Origin of the sequence: Klebsiella quasipneumoniae subsp. quasipneumoniae (assembly GCF_020525925.1) — a bacterium.
Taxonomy (GTDB): domain Bacteria; phylum Pseudomonadota; class Gammaproteobacteria; order Enterobacterales; family Enterobacteriaceae; genus Klebsiella; species Klebsiella quasipneumoniae.
Genome location: NZ_CP084876.1, coordinates 1,992,329 through 2,009,912, shown reverse-complemented (window position 1 = coordinate 2,009,912; position 17,584 = coordinate 1,992,329). Strand labels below are relative to the sequence as shown.

Genomic DNA, 17,584 nt, shown 5'->3' with positions numbered 1-17,584 from the left:
GCCGTAAGAGGAGATTTATGCCTCGCCCGTCAGTCGCCAGAACACTAGCTCTCTCCCCGCAGCTATTTATCGCGAAGCGAGCAGGAGCGCAGGCGGACAAGATTTTTTTTATCCAACGGTATGATGTCTCCCTCGCGGAAGAAACGGATGGCACGTTCGTTCAGCCCTTTACGGAGCCGCCACGCTGTCCTTCTCAAAGTCCGGTGACGTCGGCAGCGGTCTGCCCGTTGCCGGGTTCAGCTGTTTCGCTTTCGCAAGTTTCTCTATCAGCGCTGCATCAGGCACTGGCGGCGGGATATTGGCCACCCATTCCTCCAGCCACTTCAGCTTGCCGTCCCACTCCGGCAGCGGCGCCGGCGGCAGCGGCACGATATCGTTGATTTCCGGGACGACAGGCTGAGCCCATGAGTATTTCGCCAGCACAGCGCCTATCTGCTCATAACGACGGGCACGCTCCGGGTCTTTCTCCAGTGCCAGATAGAACAACCTGTCCATTGATTCAGGTCCGGAAAATCCGTGCATCAGGAAACCGGCTGAGGTTGAATCTCCCGCTGCCACACCCAACTGGAATGCCTCAGTTGCCTGCTGAAATCGCTTATTATTTTTCAGGTTAACACCCAGATCACTGGATACTTCTCTATCTCCCTGTTCAGCAGCACAGCGACGCATCTGACGGGATATATCCGGCGCAATATCAATCGGAGCGAGTTTATCCCCCACATACGCCTGCGCCTGGGGATTCCCCTCATCTGCCGCCTTACGATAGTAACGCAGCGCCATCTCCGGGTCCTTCGCCAGCCCTGCCGCACCGTGCTCCAGGAAAATGGCAATAAAGTAATAACCGGCAGCAACCTTCGCATCAATCAGTTGCTGACTCAGGCGCAGACGTTCATGGCTGCTCAGCGCAAAGCGCCCGCGCAGCGCGCCATTCTGCAGATTAATACTGGCTTTATAATGACCGTTTTCCGCCGCTATCCGGTACAGACGGGCAATCTCCGCATCCACCGTTTTATCCCGGTTAATCAGATTATTTTTTTGCCGCCAGCGGGCGTATTTAAACAGGACATCGGTATCAGCAGACGCCTCAGGAATAATCTGGTGTTTACAGGTAAACGCCAGGGCGGCGCTTATATCGCTCAGCGGCTCTGATGATGCCTCCTTATGGGCGCTCTTCTGGTCACAGCCTGACAGCAGCAGGCTGCCCAGCACTATCCATGTCGTTATCCCTTTCATTCCCTGACGCTCTCCTTTTCCTTTTCATCTGCAGAGCTTATGCCTCGCCGACACGGCGCCACACCGTCTCCTGCGCTTCCACGACCAGCCTGTCACGCAGCGGCCAGGGACGTGGCCGAACGAAGGTCACCTTTTCCACCGGCATGATGTCCCCCTCGCGGAAGTAACGGATGGTATATTCACTCATCCCTTCACGGGGCCGCCACGCCGGCTGCCAGTAGCCGCTTTGCGGGCAGGGCTCGCCGCTGCGGCACTGCAGCCGCGCCACGCTGTCCTTCTCAAAGTCCGGTGATGTCGGCAGCGGCCTGCCCGTCGCCGGGTTCAGCTGTTTCGCCTGCGCCAGTTTCTCTATCAGCGCTGCATCAGGCACTGGCGGCGGGATATTGGCCTCCCATTCCTCCAGCCACTTCAGCTTACCGTCCCATTCCGGCAGCGGCGCCGGGGGCAGCGGCACGATATCGTTGATTTCCGGGACGACAGGATGGGCCCAAGAGTATTTTGCCAAGATCCGCCAGATTACCTTGTATCTACGAGCACGTTCAGGATCTTTCTGCTGACCCAAGTAATACAATGTATTGGTCGGTTCCGGCCCAAGAAATGCTTCACCCAGCATACCCGCTGATGTTTCATCCCCCGCAGCAGCCCCCAACTGGAACGCCTCAGCAGCATGTTGATATTTTCCGGCAACTACGAGCGAATTTGCTAGTGCATTCGCCGCTCGCCCCTCCCCCTGTTCACCTGCACAGCGCAGCATCTGTAGAGCTACCTGTGGTGCCATTTTGGCCGGAGACAATTTATCACCAACATATGCCTGGGCCTGAGGATTCCCCTCATCCGCCGCCTTGCGGTAGTAGCGCAGCGCCATCTCTGGATCCTTCGCCAGTCCTGCCGCACCATACTCCAGATAGATGGCGATAAAGTAGTAGCCGGCCGCAACCTTCGCATCAATCAGCCGCTGGCTCAGGCGCAGGCGTTCATGACTGCTCAGTGAAAAACGCCCGCGCAGCGCCCCGTTCTGCAGGTTAATACTGGCTTTATAGTGCCCGTTCTCCGCCGCGATGCGGTACAGACGCGCAATTTCCACATCCACCGTTTTATCCCGGTTAATCAGGTTGTTTTTCTGTAACCAGCGGGCGTACTTAAACAACACATCTGTATCAGCAGATGCCTCAGGAATAATCTGGTGTTTACAGGTAAACGCCAGACGGGCGTTAATATCGGTCAGCGGGTTCATGGGCGCATCCTTGTGGGTATTGTTCTGGTCACAGGCGACCAGCATTAAACAGAATAAAAATAAGAGTCGTTTCATCAGTCCAGATCGCTCAGTGTTGCTTTGTTGTAAAGGAATTTAATCAACGACGCTTCAGGACTATCTTTTCCTGTACCTTGGTGCGTTTTATTCCTATCCAAGATCCCTTGCCAAGCGAAAAACGCATCTTTCGCATTATCCTGCCCGCCTTTCCCGTTTGTATGCATATTCCACAACCGCCGCCGTAAATCCCGCGTCACGCTGGCCCATTCATGGGCAATATTCATTTCACTGTCCACCTGCATACTCCGCGTGTTGATATTGGCTGAGCCGTGCGTGGTAAACACATCATTCACAATCATCAGTTTGGAGTGAATATACACCGGCATCCACTCATCCGGCGGTGAGTCCGGTGCCACCAGCGAGCAGATATGAACCTTCAGTCCGGGGCGCTCCTCCGGCAGTATTTCACTGCTCTGAATTTCATCTGCCTTCTTTTTAAAGTCCGCAATTTTCTCACTCATCTCGCGGTTACGTTTATTGATTTCTCCGGGGTCGATATAGCCAACAGAACCACCAAACGTTTCGTTGCTGAGTTGTCCGACCTTACGCAGTTTAGTCACTTCAGGGATGGTGTTTGCCTGGCCCAGCGTCTCAAGCATACGCTGGGTATTCACCGTTCCCTCACCAATGCCTTCATCGGTGACGTTAGTCACAACAAACAGATGCAGTTCGCGCCCCACTTTACTCTGTCTTTCCGCAACCTGATTAATTAACTCTGCCAGCGGCGGCCAGCGAAAATACTGATTTTCGATATAGATAAACTGCGTCGCATTATTCACCGCTTTCAGATAGAGCGTTTCAATATCATGTTTCCCTGCCTGCGCCTGAGTACGTAATAACTGTGCCAGCAGCGGGGTACCGTGGACAGATCTTGGTTTCAGGTTTTTAGCCACAACGGCAGCATTGCGGAGAGTCAGCAGGTCCTGGCCGGTTTCTTTACGCCACGCCGTGGCAAAATTATGATGCAGATGCTCCAGAATCGGGCCGGTTACCCGGCTGGAGATATCCTGTCGCGGCAACTTACCGTTAGCGCCGAAGCGGGGATCCATATTATTGCCCGGGCGAAACAGTGCAGAATGTTGATCCGTATCCCAGTACTCATCAAGCATATTGTGACCCATAACAAAACCAACCGCAGACTCCGGCAGTTCATAATCAACCAGCACCGTTTTTTGATGATGGGTCACGGTACCAGCAAGAGTAAGCAACGTGTCAGGGCTGATATCTGGATCAAGCGCCATATTCGCAGCGCGATAGGCAATTTCAGCTCTCTCCAGGAAATTAAACCCGCGCCCGACAAACAAAGGAGAAAGGGAGCTTAATTTTTCTTGTCGTTGCGCTATGGGTGCGGAAGCAATTTCCGCTATCCCGGCCTGTCCCTTTTTTAACTGATGATCGGACCATTCCCCTGACAGAGAATACTGACTGAACCATTGTCGGTCATAGGCATAACGTTCATCCGTAGTACTTTGGCCTTTCCGGTCTTTATAGCGAATAGCTCCCTTACCTGGTAAGTTGGCCTCTCCTCCCCCACCGGCGGCATTACAGGGCATTTCCCAGCCCAGAATACGCACCTGCACTTTCTTTTCTTCCGCAATCTTACAAAGCAACTCACCGATGCACAGCGACTTACCATCACGAATAAAATACATCGAAGGCTGAAATCCCCAGCAGATGATATCCACCGTTTTTTGTGCGTTCGCGATGGCATGATAAACAGCGGCAAAAGCCTCCTCACCATTCACCAGCGGTTTGTAGGTCGCCAGCGCCGGCGGATATTCCGTATCCTGAACAAACCAGGGCGCGGTAATCATGCACTGGCTGGTGTCAACCGTCGCAACGGGTACAACAATATCGGGCTGGCTCATTCGCTTTTTTCCTTATCACCGGGGCCATCAAGCAGTTCGGCATACAGACTACGATGCTCTGTGTGTGAGGCGGGGGGATTAATATCAGCATCGGCCTGTGAGGTATGGTGGTGAAAACCGCGATTAGCGAGTTCACCCTGCTCAGGGCGACTGTACGCTTCGGCAACAGGTATCTGATAGCTGACGCCATTAGCCATCTCCAGCTTGTAACTTCTGGTCACGACCTGGTGATCGACTGATATCTGACCTCTTTCATCCAGTACCCCTTGTTTCAACAGTGCGCCATCGGCATACAGGGTATATGGCATCCCGGCCCAGCTGCTTTCCGACGCATTTGGCGACTGCGCCACGTTCAGATTCAACGATTGCCTTACCGTGGACTGAAGCGGCGGATAATCTGGATGATCGGCCTTCATGCTGGCGGGTCCGCTATAGGAAAAATCCGCGGCTTTGACGTCGACATCACCGCCAGTACCGAGCTCAATCCGATAGGGATCGAGCGTGATATAGCTTCCTCCAGCGTTAATGATGATTTTTTTCTTTGCCACAATGTGAATTTCGCTATCAGTACTGACAATCTCAAGATCCTTGCGCGCCAGGAGCTGCAACTGATGGTTTTGCGCCTGAATCGCCACGGGCCCCTGATTGGCGATTAATTTCATCCCCAGCTTTCGGACAAACAGGCTAAGTCCTTCCCCCACACCAATAAACAGCCGTTTCATTACGCCCATATCGGCATTCGTCCCGGCATTGATCATCAGATTGCGACGTGCGGTTAGTTGCAGATGCTTGCCACTGGCGAGAGCCACACCATTTGGTGCGCTGAGCACGGCAACCGCCTCCCGTAGCTGATCAATTTGCTCACGCATAAAAGCTAATTGTTGTTCAACCTGGGCAGGGTCGGCATTAGCCGACTGGGCATCACGAGATAGCGAGTCCATCTCATCACCTGCCTGCTTAAGCCTGTCCAGGGTACCCTGCATTGCAAGTATCTTGCCGCTGGCGGTTGACTGTTTATCTGCAGTGATAAAGATCCCTTTCCCAGCCCGTATCGCCCCCCATTTATCGGTCCGGAGCTCAAACCCCTCGCCCCGCAACTCCCTCTGCGCATCCACATTATGCCCCAGGTTGAGCTGCGTCTTGCCGCCGTAATCGGTGCTGAGCTTGATATGCTCCTCGCCGCGCTTGTCCTCCATTCGCAGCTTATTATTGGCCGGAGTACGAATCACATTGCGGGTGCTGTTTTTCTCCGTCACAGGGTCGACATGCCGCGAGTAGTGCAGCGCATGCGCAATGTACGGCCGGTCAGGATCGCCTTCGTGGAAAGCAATCGCCACCTCCGTGCCCTGGACCAGCGGGAAGTGAAAGCCGTACACGTCGCCGCCGTAGGGTTTGGCGAGACGCACCGGCATGCTTTCCTGACCCTGCCCTTTCTCCTCTCTGTCAGCGTCAAATTTCACCCGGTACAGGCCGGACGCATCCTGCCAGGCGTAGATATCATTCGCCTTCGCGCTGGTCACCCGCGCCGTCATGGTGCCAGTCACCTTCGGGCGCGGCAGCAGCGGCGGACGCCAGCACAATGTTTCGCTGTAGGGCACCGCCAGCAGGGACACCCGCAGCGCCTCCCGGCGGCTGGCGGTAAAACCGGTGCCGGTGATTAAAAGCGGATCCTGCACGGGCGCAGGCAGGGTCGGTGGGAGGCTGTCGGTAACGGTCAGCACCTGGGCCGGCGTCAGCCAGGCTGCCGTACTGCTCGCGGTAATCAGCGTCTGGCGAGCGAGAAAACGCTCATGGTCGAGACGGGCATAGAAGTTGGCGGTCTCCGCCTGCGGGACGATTTTATCGCCCCGCTCCCGGTGGCGAAGCTTATAGTGGTATACCTCTCCGTAAGTGATGCCTTCACCATTTCCCCGGGTCATATCCGCTGTTGCCGACTGGAGAACGCTCTGCGCATCGCGGGGGTTATAATCCCGGGTAGTGACGTTCGCCTCTACGACGTTATGCGTGATGCTCAGACCCCATATCGATTCCGTACCGCTGTCGCTCATCCCGGACGGGCTGTTTACAGGAAGTGTTTTATCGAACATCAGCGCCCGCTGCGCGTCGGCGAAGTTGACCACTTCGCTCTGGGCCTCTTCCTGCAGGGTGAAGAAATAAAATATCCCCACCTCTGCCAGCAGGCGCTGGATAAACGCCAGGTCACTCTCCTGATACTGATTAATTTGCTCGCGCCGCGGATAGTGTTGCTTGAGATTAAACTCATACTCCCAGTCATGCAGGTGATGTTCCTGCAATACCTGCTCCACCACTTCCGGCACCGATTTATTGACGAAGAAACGATGGGTGCGGAACTGTTTGTCCAGCAGCGAGAGGAAGGGTGCGAGGGTTATCATGTACTCTGCCTGGTCGGCAGAGCCACTGATACGCTCAAAATGCGTGACCACGCCATGCACCCGTTTGCATTCGGTCAGGCTCTGTAATATGCCGCCGCCCATCGTCAGCGTCGCCGGTTTGCTCAGTAACTGGCTGGCGTCGATATTTTTATCCGTGCTGGTGAAATAAATTGTCCAAAGATACGTTTCACTGAGTTTTTCTTCACCGCTGAATTCTTCCACATCCAGCGATGCAGTACATGACGGAATATCCAGCTGGTAACGGTTGAGGGTGGTGCCGGTAATTATTGAAGAGGTATCCATTATATTCCTGTTTTACTCCGCAGTAATGACCATCAAACATCGATTAACAGGCCATACGGTTTAATTTTGTTTAATGATAATCATCTCATTCTTCATAAATATATTTAAGTGCATATCGATATATCAGATACCCCACCAGGAGTTTCATTACTAAAAGGAAACCCCAGGGATATTTATTTTCACTTACTGAGAAATAAAAAAGCACACAGAAACCGGAGCCTTCAACGTTTAACGCTGCCAGCATTTCTCTGGCAATGTCCTTAGCGCTGTCGATGCAGATCTCCTTTATCCATCCCACTGTCCCGCACTTCACCCCCGCAGAGGCCCCACTTGCCGACAAGATTGACTGGCTGCAGGCACGCTACCGCCCATCGCTATTTCCTGTTTATCAGGGACCCGTAGCGCACAGGGTCAGGCAGGCAGATTGTTGTTGTTCAACGTCCTCGTTCGGGGTCGCGGATTACTCGGTTTCGTTTTTTAATGCGGCAGCCCCGGCTCCTGAGGTATTAGCCGTGCCCGGCGTCAGACAGGCGTCCTTCTGCGGGACCAGACTGATCTCCACCCGGCGATTTTGCGCCCGCCCGTCTGGCGTCTCGTTGCTGGCGACAGGACGACTTTCGCCGTAGCCCTGCACCGCAAAACAGCTCTCCGGCACATCGCCGGTATCGCGCATCCAGTCGCGGACCGCCTCGGCACGCTTCAGAGAGAGCTGTTGATTGGATCTATCGTTGCCGATGCTGTCGGTATGGCCTGCCACCACGATCAGCCAGCCGGGTTTCGCCTTAATGCCCAGCAGCGAGTTCACCAGCAGCTTTGTCGAACCCGGTTTCAGCGTCGATTTGCCGGTATCGAACAGCGCCATGCTATCGAGGCGGATCGTCTGCGGCCCCTGCACAACCTGCTTAATGACCGGACGCGGCGGCGGGGGCGGCGCCCAGTCATTGATCGCGGTTTCCACGAAGGGGATCAGCCGCAATCCCTGATACAACCCCAGCCGGTAACGCAGCGGCTCTCCCCGGCGCAGCCAGTCATCCAGCAGGCGGCCGTCGGCACGCAGACGCTGCTGCGCCTGCAGCTTCGGCGTCGACGGCGCGCCGCTAAGGCGGTGGTAGACCGCCAGATGATCGCCGACGCTGCGCACGAGGCGCTGGTTGTTGATAAAGGAAGCCAGCATCGCCAGCGCCAGAAAGAGGAAGCCCATGCCAGCGGCAAGACCGGCAGCGCGCATCCGGCGGCTGACCCCGTGGCGGTGCGGCAGTGACGACAGAAGAAGATCCGGCAGCGGGTGAGGACCTGGCGCCGCGGCGTTGCCCGGGGAGAGCGTGGTGATCCCGGCGATTTGCCGCTGCCAGAGGTTATTTGCCGCCGCCGTCACCGGCGTCAGGCAGATGCCCATGGCGCACAGGTCCAACGGCGAAAGTTCCGCCTGGCGAGTGCTTAGTGGCCGGAAAAGAACGTTTTCTGCCAACGCCAGAATGCTCTCCAGCCACAGCGTATGATGCAGGCGTGAGGCAGAGCTGCCCTCTCGCTGCCAGTCGGCAATCGACTGGGGCGCTTGTCCCTTCTGCCGCACCTGGAGACCAGGCCGATCCGGCGTGACGGTAAACCAGCGGCTTTCCGCTGCCTGGCCACCAGGCGGCGTCACCCAGAACACGCTCCACACCGGCGGCAGACCGTTTAACCAGGTTCGGCACTGAACAATACTCCGCCGCCAGTCGCACAGCGACTGCACCAGGTGCTCCCCGGTGGTGTGGTGCTCCGGTACCACCGCCAGCAGCACGGAAACCTGCGATACCAGTGCTGGACGCGCCGCCGCCAGGTACTGCGCCAGCAGCGGCAATTGCTCCGCGCTTTCCCCCCGTAGATACCAGCCGAGGCGGGTTTCGCAGTGCGCCGAACGCCCGGGAAACAGACCGTCGGTATCCCCGCAGACCAGAACCACCGCCCCCTGAAAATCCTCGGGCGGCAGGACGATTTCCGGTCGCTGACGGCTGACTGCCCGGCGACGCTGACGCCAGAGCGCCGCGCTGCCCGCCAGCAGGATGCACAGACTGAATATCACCTGGTTGCCGATGGACAGCGGCCAGAAGCCCAGCGCCAGCCACAGGGCCAGGATGACGGTCAATATCGTAAGCAGACGCCGGGCGTTATCACGCATCTCTTATCCCTGCCCTGCTATCTGCGCCACCATCTGTGACAGCATGGAGGAGAAGGTCAACCACAGCGCCGCCAGCGCCACAATGCCAGCCGCCCAGCCGCACCAGTACATCCGCCGTCCGCTGCGCAGCCGGGAGGCACGAACCACCACCGGCGCCTCCTGGGTTATGCTGAACGGCGGAACCCGCGCGCCAAGCGCATGCGCTACATCCTCACGCCGTTCGTCATCCTGGGCGCGGTACTCTCCGACAAACCCCAGCTGCAAAGTACGAAAGAAGCAGGTCAGCACTGCCGCATCCGCCGCGGGCTCTCGCAGCAGCTGGCGGATCCGTTCCCAGAGCTCTTCCCCGGCGTTGAGGGTGCTGAAAAAGCGCGCCTGCAGCGGATCCTTGCGCCACCTGCGCCAGCCATCATCCTGACTGGCGCGGTTAAGGACGCTCTCATCAAGCAGCGCGCAGTAGGCATAGAGCATCTGCTCAGCGCTGGCTTCACTGACGCCTGCCGCCGCCAGCGCCTCGCGCGCCTCGGTCACCCATCGACAGGCCTGACGATAGAGCGCCTCGCCATCGGTCACCGGCTGGCCGCAGCGTAACTGACTGACCATCAGCCAGCCCGGGTAAAAGGTTTTGTTGATCAGATCGCTTTCAGAGATATTCATGAGCGCAGTACCGCAAAGAGTTCAAGTTTCACGTCGCCAAGCGATTCCGGGGTATAGAAGGTGCAGTTGCCAGCCTCCAGCATCGCGCGGGCGGCATCGGTGGAAAGATCCAGAGCGAAATATTGGTTTTCCAGACGTAGCGGAATGGCCGCCGGCACGTGGCTCAGCGGTTTGATCACGATGCCGCTGAGGGCAATGTTGACGACCTCGGCGACATCATCATGGCTACCCGCCTTACAGAGCTGCGGAAAGCGGCTCTGAAGCTGGTGAGGGGGAAGTGAAGAACGCACCGACAGATAAAAATCCGCCCCCTCGCGCAGCCGTGCATCGTGCAGCCTCCCCCGCCAGATCTCCCGGTCAGCACCCTGCTCCAGCGCGATGGCGATCACCCTTGAGGGCAAGCTGACTTCGAGCAGCGTATCCAACAGGGCAAACAGCGGTGGGAATACCTGCTCCGGCGAGGCATGCCGGTAGCGGGGGATCGCGTCCAGATGATGTTCAAGAGAGAAGGTCAGCAGACTGCCGGCCAGCCTGGCCAGTTCACGATAGAGCAGCTCCGGATGGCGCGAAGGGTCCTGATGCAGCTCGCTGAGCACCGGCTCGGCGCTGTTCAGTGCGTTGAGCAGCCAGAACAGGGAAACATCCGCCACGGCAAAATCAGCCATCCGCGCATTGCTTTCACGGCGCATGGCCATGAGGCGTCTGCGTCGGGCCTGCAGGCGATGTAGCAGCTCGCCCAGCTCGCTGACCAGCGTCGGGCTTGCGGCCAGCGACAGCAGCGGCGGGATGAATTTCGGGTCAAAGATCCACTGCCCCTGGGCGTCGCGTACCAGACGCGCTACCGGGCAGGTTAGGAAGGCTGCGTTTTCTTCGATGGAGAGACGCAGCGTCAGCGTGTGCCGCAGGACGGCCAGCTCGCTGCGTTCATGGCCTGCCAGCTCCTGCACGGTCACCTGCTCGGCGCGCCAGCGGCGCGGGCGGGCGCTTTCCTGGCCGTCATCAAGATTGCCGCCGCTGGCGCTGAGCAGCGGCAGAGCGAGCAGAACCTCCACGTTGTCCTGCATCACGTCCGATACATCGCGGACCGGTGGCAAAATATCCGCCAGCTCGGTGTCAATCAGCGCGCCGTCGGCGAAACGCACGATCAGCCGGGTGGCGTTGAGCCGGGAAAGGGTGAGCGCGCTGGCGTCAAACTCCGCGCGCAATACCCCCCAGGGGTGGGCGAGCGCCATGCGGGAGACCGTATCGGCGACGTGCGCGTCCCAGCGGGCCTGTTGCTGAAACTGCTGCGGAACCAGAAAAGCCCCATCGCGCCATAATGGGCGGAAAATCTTCATCGCACCTCCTGTGCCTTTCACTTTCATCTGTCTGCAGACAGGACCAAATGCCCGGTGGGATATCCTTCATATACCTTGCGTTCGCCTCAGCCCCTGCATTTGCTCTGGCCTGTTCCTCACTAGCGGTTTTTCTCCCGAACGTCGTTCGTCTCGATTGATTGCCTGCCGCTTCAAGGAAAGGAAATATCTCCCCTGCCCGCGAGAATTTCGAAATCAGATGGTATTTTTTGTTCAAGGGAGGTTTATCTTAAAGTGAAATAGCCAGGGGAGGTAACGCCTGGCCCTAAATAATATCTGAATTCAACCCAAGGAAGTTTTATAATTCCTCTTCATTCCATTCACGCAGCTTATTCCATAAGCCGTCCATTTATTATTTCGCTATTAAACATTATTTATATTCACCTGCAAATAATAAAAAAACTCAACACTAAAATTGTCACTGCAGTAAATATGCCACCGACAGCGCCGGCGCCTGAATCTCCCCCGGCATCAGAGAGACGCCTTACCCCACCCGGCCATTGCCAGGCGCTGAATTACCCCGTATTTTGGTTTTCCGCTCCGCTGGGGGCGGGTATCAGGGCGAACGAGAGAGAGAAAATGAAACCGCTATTTGTCTATGGGACGCTCTGTCCCGGTCGCAGCAATGCGCATATTCTGGAGGCGATCGGGGGCGAGTGGCGTCCGGGTTACGTTACCGGTACCTTTTACGCGCGCGGCTGGGGCGCAGCCGCTGATTTTCCGGGGATCGTCCTCGATGCCAACGGCCCGCGGGTCAACGGTTATCTGTTCCTGTCCGACCGGCTGGCGGCGCACTGGCCCATGCTGGACGACTTTGAGGAGGGGTACGATCGGGTGTCGGTGGAGGTGACCACCGACGATGGACAGCAGGTCAGCGCCTGGATTTATCAGCTCCAGCCCCGGGAGTAATCCCCGGCCAGTCTCGCGCTACCGGGCACAGCGCCCCAGTACGTCCTCGGGTCTGGCGTCGTTTCCGCCAATGCAGGTATACTTGCCAGATGTTTCCTAAGCTTCAGATACGCAAATGACAAAACTTACCTTACAAGAGCAGATGCTCAAAGCCGGCCTGGTCAGCAGCAAAAAAATGGCCAAAGTCCAGAGAACGGCGAAAAAATCCCGCGTGCAGGCCCGTGAGGCCCGGGAAGCGGTGGAAGAGAATAAAAAAGCCCAGCTGGAGCGCGATAAACAGCTCAGCGAGCAGCAAAAGCAGGCGGTGCTGGCGAAAGAGTATAAAGCTCAGGTCAAGCAGCTGATTGAGATGAACCGCATTACGGTCGCCCGGGGCGATATCGGCTTTAACTTTACCGATAATAATCTGATCAAAAAAATCATGGTCGACAAGACCACCCAAACCCAGCTGATTAACGGTCGCCTGGCGATTGCCCGCCTGGCGGTGGATAACAAACCTGAAGGGGAATATGCAATTATTCCGGCGATTGTGGCTGAGAAAATTGCCCAGCGCGATGCCAGCAGCATCGTGTTGCACAGCGCCCTGAGCCAGGATGAGCAGGATGAAGACGATCCGTACGCCGACTTTAAGGTGCCCGACGACCTGATGTGGTGATCGCGGGCTTCCAGCGGCAGGCGATCAGAACGAGCTTGCCTGCTGGATATGCATCGGCTCGCAGCTGACGGGGTGGCGAAAACGCAGTTCGCTGGCGTGCAGCATCAGCCGCGGAGCCTGTTCCGTGCCCGGCAATTCCCGGCCGCCATACAGATCGCAGCCAAGGATCGGATAGCCCAGCAGCTGACAGTGGATCCGCAGCTGATGGGTGCGCCCGGTCTCCGGGGTGAGCGCCACCCTCGTCAGCGCCAGCGCCCTTTCCCCTTCCCGCGTCTGGTACATACGGTCAATTACCCGGTAGCGCGAACGCGCCGGTTTGCCGTGCCGGGCGCAGATCGACATGCGCGGGAAACGGGCCGGGTCTTTGGCGATCGCCGCCTCCACTATCCCTTCATCTTCCGGCAGATGGCCGCACAGCAGCGCCGTATAGACCTTACCCACCGTGCGCTGACTGAACTGCTGGCACAGCGCGGCGTTAATCACCTTGTTGCGGGCGACCACCATCAGACCGGAAGTGCCGAAATCAAGGCGGTGTACCAGGGTGCAGCCCGGAAAGCGCTGGACCAGTCGATGATGCACGGAGTCGAGGTTGCGCGGATCTTTGCCTGACAGGCTCAGCAGCCCGGCAGGTTTATTGATCAGCAGCAGGTGTTCGTCCTGATACAGGAGGGTTATCTGCTCGCGGCACGGCGGAGCGACAAAGGTATCGATAATGGTGGACATCAGACGGCCCGAAGAAGGAGTGGCCGACGATAGTACCCCATTTTGCCCGCCGGTACGACGCTGGCGCACGATCCGCCCTCGCGGCGGCGTCATTTATCACCCACACTTATCGCAAAGGCATGGTCTGCGCAGGCAATGTGCTTTACACTGCGCGCTGCAAAATTTGAGTTAACCAACGAGTAAGAACGGTAATGGCGATGAACGGAACAATCACAACGTGGTTTAAAGATAAAAGTTTTGGATTTATCAAAGATGAAAACGGCGAAAACCGGTATTTTCATGTGATTAAGGTCGCCAATCCCGATCTCATCAAGAAAGACGCGGCGGTGACTTTTGAACCTACCACCAACAATAAAGGGCTGTCGGCCTACGCGGTGAAGGTCATTCCGGAAAGCAAATATATCTATATCGCCGGCGAGCGGCTGAAGCTGACCTCCATCAAATCCTATGTGGTTTACCGGGAAGAAGAGCCGGTCGAGACCCGCGTGGATAAAGAAAACGCGGTGCTATCGGTCGGGCTGCTGATGAACAGCATCCGGCCAAAATCCACGGTGCAGCCGGGAGAGATGCGCTCGGTGAAAAAGCTGGCGATCACCACCTTTCAGGGGACAACCCTGATCTTCTCGGAAGACGAAATCGATATCGATGCCACGGTAAAACTGCTCAAGGTATGACGACCCGGCGTGCGGTCAGCCGCGCGCCCAGTCACCTGCCGAGCCGATTTTCGTCGCCATCGCCCCTCACCGGACGGGGCGAGGCGCCAGACAGCCGATAAGGATGCCGCCGCCATGCCCGTAAATTTTGATTTCAACGATCTCTATGCCTTTCGCGCCCTGATGGAGTATGGCAGCTTTCGGCTGGCCGCAGAATCCATTTGCCTGTCGCAGTCAGCCCTCAGCCGCCGCATCGAAAAGCTGGAAACCGCGTTAGGCAACCGGCTGTTCGAGCGCACCACCCGCCGCGTGACCCTTACGCTGTATGGACAGAATTTTGCCGAACGTTCGGAGCAGCTGCTGGCCCACGTCGAGACGGTGCTGGCGGATATCAGCCAGGTCAGCAAGGCGCGTACCGGGCTGGTGACAGTGGCGACGGTACCTTCCGCCGCCTACTACTTTATGCCGGAAATCATCCGCAGCTTTCAGGCGCGCTTTCCCCAGGTGCGTATCCGGCTGATCGACAGCAGCGCCGGGAATGTCATTGAGGCGGTGAGCAGCGGACAGGCTGACTTTGGCCTCTGCTTTGCCAAAAACCTGCCGGCCAGCATCGAATTCACCCCGCTGGCCGACGACCGCTATGTCGCCGCCTGTCGGCACGACCATCCGCTGGCGAGCAGGACGCACCTCAGCTGGCAGGCATACTTTGAACAGGATTATATTGGCCTCGATCGGGTCTCCGGCAACCGGACGCTGCTCGACAGGGAGCTGGCGCATCTGACGCCGGCGCGGCCAAGCATTTGCGAAACCCGCCACGTCACCACGATGCTGGGGATGGTGGAAGCGGGCATCGGCATTGCCGCCGTGCCCGCGATGTCGATGCCCGCCGGGGAGCATTCCGTTCTCCGCGCCGTACCGCTTACCGACCCGGTGGTCACCCGTACGGTAGGTCTGATCCGCCTCAGCGGCCGTATTCAGTCCTACGTGGCGGCAGAGCTGGAGAAGCTGATTATTGAACAGTATCCTTCTGGCTGACCGGCGCGGCGGCAGCTACGCTTCGCATACCGGTGGCGTGGATGGTCTCCTGCGCCGCCGGTGAGGCCAGATACGTCAGCAGCGCCTTTCCTTCCTGCGGGTGGTCGGCGCTGACGGTCACCGCCCCGGCAAAGCGGGTGATGTACTGCAGGTTATCCGGCAGTTCGCCGACAAAGGTCACGCCGGGTACCGGCAGCAGTTCGCTCACCTGCTGAAAACCGATCGCATACCGTCCCTTCGCCACTTCCGAGGCCACCGGAATACGCTCCACCATCTGCGCTTTGCTCTGCATCGCCTCATCAATGCCCAGGCGGTGGAACAGCGTCGAGCTGACATAGCGTCCGCTGGCGCTGTCGGAGTACGCGACCGACGGCGCAGCCAGCAGCGCCGCCCGCAGCTGGTCTGCGCTGCGGATAGCCGGCAGCGGCGCTCCCGCTTTCACCACCACGCCGATGGGCGAGTCGGCCAGCTCCCGGCGCGAATCCGGTTGCGTACGGCCCGCTTTCTCGAGGCTGGTCAGCGCGTCGCCGACCATAATCACCGCGTCCGCGTGTTCGCCCCGCGCCAGGCGGTTAGGGATCGCCTGCGGCGTTTTCCCCATCGACGGCCCGGGGATCACCACGAGGTGGTTGCCGCTTTGTTTTTCCCATGCCGGGGCCAGCTTTTCCAGCGCCGCTTTGAAGCCGCCGGAGATCATCACGGTGACCTCAGCGGACAGCGCGCTGCCGCCGGTGGCGGCCAGCAGCAGCGTGGCCAGCAGGGTTCCTGTCGTTTTACGCATCATCATCTCCCTGATTAACGTGCCGTCTGCAGTGTAACGGCGCTGCGGCGATAGAGGTAGCAAGTGGCCAGCAGGCCGCAGACGGCGGCAAAGCTCATCCAGTAGCCTGGGGAAGCTTTATCACCGGTATATTCAATCAGCGCCGTGGAAATCACCGGCGTGAAGCCGCCAAACACCGCGGTCGCCAGGCTATAGGCCAGCGAGAAGCCTGCCACGCGCACTTCGGCGGGCATAATTTCGGTCAGCGCCGGGATCATCGCCCCGTTGTACATGCCGTAGATAAAGGACAACCACAGCAGCACGCTCAGCATCATCAAAAAGCTCGGCGCGTTCGCCAGCATGGTCAGCGCAGGCCACGCGGTAGCCAGCGCCAGCAGGGTCATGGCAATCAGCACCGGTCGGCGGCCAAAGCGGTCGGACAGCGCCCCGCCCACCGGCAGCCAGAAGAAGTTGGAAATCGCCACCAGCAGCGTGACCAGCAGGCTGTCCGAGGCGCTGAGCATCAGCACTTTTTTGCCAAAGGTCGGCGCATAGACGGTGATCAGATAGAACGCGGTGGTGGTCATCGCCACCATCATCATCCCGGCGATGACCACCTGCCAGTTCGCCAGCAGGGTGGCGAATACCTGGCGCATCGCCAGATGATGGCGACGGGCAGTAAACTCCTGGGTCTCCTCCAGCTTACGGCGCAGCACAAAAATGAACGGGACGATCAGGCAGCCGAAAAGGAACGGAATACGCCAGCCCCAGTCGCTGATGGCGCTCTGCTCCAGCACGGCGTTGAGGGCAAAGCCCATCGCGGCCGCCACCATAATGGCGACCTGCTGACTGCCCGACTGCCAGCTGGTGTAAAACCCTTTGCGGCCCGGGGTGGCGATCTCGGCCAGATAGACGGATACCCCGCCCAGCTCAGCGCCGGCGGAGAAGCCCTGCAGCAGGCGGCCGATCAGCACCAGCAGCGGCGCCCACAGGCCAATGGCCTGGTAAGAGGGGATCAGCACGATCAGGAAGGTGCCGGTGGCCATGATCGACAGGGTCACAATCAGCCCTTTGCGCCGCCCTACCTTGTCGATATAGGCGCCAAGCACGATGGCGCCGATGGGCCGCATCAGAAAGCCGGCGCCAAAGACCGCGAAGGTCATCATCAGCGAGGCGAATTCACTGCTCGCCGGAAAAAAGGTATGTGCGATGTAGGTGGCATAAAACCCGAACAGGAAAAAGTCGAACTGTTCGAGAAAGTTACCGGACGTGACGCGCAGAATGGCGCCGAGCCGGTCACGGGTACTCATCAGTGAGGTTGTCGAATGCATGCAGGTCTCCAGTTTGTTATCCACGCGTTGTCGCGCGCCTGTTGCTGAAGACTGAAACAGAACCGGGAATGAAATAAGCGTAATAAACGCATCCATTGATGCAATTTACGCATAAATAACATTTAACTAATTAACATTACTTTTATATACAATCATTTAACACTCTCTGCGCCATCAGCGTCGGCGGCAGGGATGAAAAGGTGAGTTTTCCGTTTTGTGACCGAGGCCAGGGTACGCCG

14 protein-coding genes are annotated in these 17,584 nt (G+C 58.0%); 4 read left to right on the top strand and 10 right to left on the bottom strand.

What is annotated here, in order from left to right; genetic code table 11:
• Nucleotides 1–168: 168 nt before the first annotated feature.
• The 7 genes from LGM20_RS09725 to tssK form a co-directional block, all read right to left on the bottom strand.
• Entirely contained in the window at nt 169–1,233 is a 1,065-nt protein-coding gene (locus LGM20_RS09725) for an SEL1-like repeat protein (protein ID WP_044523895.1), read from the bottom strand.
• Between the two features lie 37 nt (nt 1,234–1,270).
• Nucleotides 1,271–2,542, bottom strand: coding sequence for an SEL1-like repeat protein (locus LGM20_RS09720; RefSeq protein ID WP_044523896.1), 1,272 nt, complete (start codon nt 2,540–2,542; stop codon nt 1,271–1,273).
• Nucleotides 2,542–4,413, bottom strand: coding sequence for a phospholipase D-like domain-containing protein (locus LGM20_RS09715; protein ID WP_044523897.1), 1,872 nt, complete (start codon nt 4,411–4,413; stop codon nt 2,542–2,544). Before LGM20_RS09715 ends, LGM20_RS09720 begins: the two co-directional genes overlap by 1 nt.
• Nucleotides 4,410–7,109: a type VI secretion system Vgr family protein gene (locus tag LGM20_RS09710; protein ID WP_044523899.1), complete on the bottom strand. Its 2,700-nt coding sequence runs from the start codon at nt 7,107–7,109 to the stop codon at nt 4,410–4,412. The genes LGM20_RS09715 and LGM20_RS09710 overlap by 4 nt, the downstream gene beginning before the upstream one ends.
• Nucleotides 7,110–7,569: 460 nt before the next feature.
• Nucleotides 7,570–9,267, bottom strand: a complete 1,698-nt coding sequence (locus LGM20_RS09700) for an OmpA family protein (RefSeq protein ID WP_044523901.1) — start codon at nt 9,265–9,267, stop codon at nt 7,570–7,572.
• Nucleotides 9,268–9,270: 3 nt separating this feature from the next.
• On the bottom strand, nt 9,271–9,924 hold the full coding sequence (tssL, locus tag LGM20_RS09695; protein WP_023290170.1) for a type VI secretion system protein TssL, short form: 654 nt from the start codon (nt 9,922–9,924) through the stop codon (nt 9,271–9,273).
• Nucleotides 9,921–11,261 (bottom strand): type VI secretion system baseplate subunit TssK, encoded by a 1,341-nt coding sequence (gene tssK / locus LGM20_RS09690; RefSeq protein WP_044523902.1) that lies wholly within the window; start codon nt 11,259–11,261, stop codon nt 9,921–9,923. The genes tssL and tssK overlap by 4 nt, the downstream gene beginning before the upstream one ends.
• Before the next feature lie 597 nt (nt 11,262–11,858).
• Here tssK and LGM20_RS09685 point away from each other — a divergent pair.
• Both LGM20_RS09685 and LGM20_RS09680 read left to right on the top strand, forming a co-directional pair.
• Nucleotides 11,859–12,188, top strand: a complete 330-nt coding sequence (locus tag LGM20_RS09685) for a gamma-glutamylcyclotransferase family protein (RefSeq protein ID WP_023290172.1) — start codon at nt 11,859–11,861, stop codon at nt 12,186–12,188.
• A 115-nt stretch (nt 12,189–12,303) separates the two neighbouring features.
• Nucleotides 12,304–12,843: a DUF2058 domain-containing protein gene (locus LGM20_RS09680; protein ID WP_023290173.1), complete on the top strand. Its 540-nt coding sequence runs from the start codon at nt 12,304–12,306 to the stop codon at nt 12,841–12,843.
• A 24-nt stretch (nt 12,844–12,867) separates the two neighbouring features.
• Here the strand turns inward: LGM20_RS09680 and LGM20_RS09675 are convergent, their stop codons facing one another.
• Nucleotides 12,868–13,566 carry an RluA family pseudouridine synthase gene (locus tag LGM20_RS09675; RefSeq protein ID WP_044523904.1) on the bottom strand — a complete coding sequence of 233 codons (699 nt, stop codon included), beginning with the start codon at nt 13,564–13,566 and terminating at the stop codon, nt 12,868–12,870.
• Between the two features lie 191 nt (nt 13,567–13,757).
• On the opposite strand from LGM20_RS09675, the gene LGM20_RS09670 reads away from it, so the two are divergent.
• Both LGM20_RS09670 and LGM20_RS09665 read left to right on the top strand, forming a co-directional pair.
• Nucleotides 13,758–14,240, top strand: coding sequence for a cold-shock protein (locus tag LGM20_RS09670; protein WP_044523906.1), 483 nt, complete (start codon nt 13,758–13,760; stop codon nt 14,238–14,240).
• Nucleotides 14,241–14,354: 114 nt separating this feature from the next.
• Nucleotides 14,355–15,254 (top strand): L-proline-binding transcription factor PsrA, encoded by a 900-nt coding sequence (locus LGM20_RS09665; RefSeq protein WP_044523908.1) that lies wholly within the window; start codon nt 14,355–14,357, stop codon nt 15,252–15,254.
• Here LGM20_RS09665 and LGM20_RS09660 read toward each other — a convergent pair.
• Entirely contained in the window at nt 15,229–16,038 is an 810-nt protein-coding gene (locus LGM20_RS09660; protein ID WP_162823521.1) for a substrate-binding domain-containing protein, read from the bottom strand. The genes LGM20_RS09665 and LGM20_RS09660 overlap by 26 nt on opposite strands.
• Nucleotides 16,039–16,049: 11 nt before the next feature.
• Nucleotides 16,050–17,345, bottom strand: a complete 1,296-nt coding sequence (gene tcuC / locus LGM20_RS09655; protein WP_044523912.1) for an MFS transporter — start codon at nt 17,343–17,345, stop codon at nt 16,050–16,052.
• Nucleotides 17,346–17,584: the final 239 nt, after the last annotated feature.

Coding starts and splice junctions, on each gene's coding strand:
- LGM20_RS09725 (WP_044523895.1), bottom strand. CDS start 1,233: ATGAAAGGGATAACGACATGGATAGTGCTGGGCAGCCTGCTGCTGTCA.
- tcuC (WP_044523912.1), bottom strand. CDS start 17,345: ATGCATTCGACAACCTCACTGATGAGTACCCGTGACCGGCTCGGCGCC.
- LGM20_RS09675 (WP_044523904.1), bottom strand. CDS start 13,566: ATGTCCACCATTATCGATACCTTTGTCGCTCCGCCGTGCCGCGAGCAG.
- LGM20_RS09710 (WP_044523899.1), bottom strand. CDS start 7,109: ATGGATACCTCTTCAATAATTACCGGCACCACCCTCAACCGTTACCAG.
- LGM20_RS09715 (WP_044523897.1), bottom strand. CDS start 4,413: ATGAGCCAGCCCGATATTGTTGTACCCGTTGCGACGGTTGACACCAGC.
- LGM20_RS09670 (WP_044523906.1), top strand. CDS start 13,758: ATGGCGATGAACGGAACAATCACAACGTGGTTTAAAGATAAAAGTTTT.
- tssK (WP_044523902.1), bottom strand. CDS start 11,261: ATGAAGATTTTCCGCCCATTATGGCGCGATGGGGCTTTTCTGGTTCCG.
- LGM20_RS09680 (WP_023290173.1), top strand. CDS start 12,304: ATGACAAAACTTACCTTACAAGAGCAGATGCTCAAAGCCGGCCTGGTC.
- tssL (WP_023290170.1), bottom strand. CDS start 9,924: ATGAATATCTCTGAAAGCGATCTGATCAACAAAACCTTTTACCCGGGC.
- LGM20_RS09685 (WP_023290172.1), top strand. CDS start 11,859: ATGAAACCGCTATTTGTCTATGGGACGCTCTGTCCCGGTCGCAGCAAT.
- LGM20_RS09665 (WP_044523908.1), top strand. CDS start 14,355: ATGCCCGTAAATTTTGATTTCAACGATCTCTATGCCTTTCGCGCCCTG.
- LGM20_RS09700 (WP_044523901.1), bottom strand. CDS start 9,267: ATGCGTGATAACGCCCGGCGTCTGCTTACGATATTGACCGTCATCCTG.
- LGM20_RS09660 (WP_162823521.1), bottom strand. CDS start 16,038: ATGATGCGTAAAACGACAGGAACCCTGCTGGCCACGCTGCTGCTGGCC.
- LGM20_RS09720 (WP_044523896.1), bottom strand. CDS start 2,542: ATGAAACGACTCTTATTTTTATTCTGTTTAATGCTGGTCGCCTGTGAC.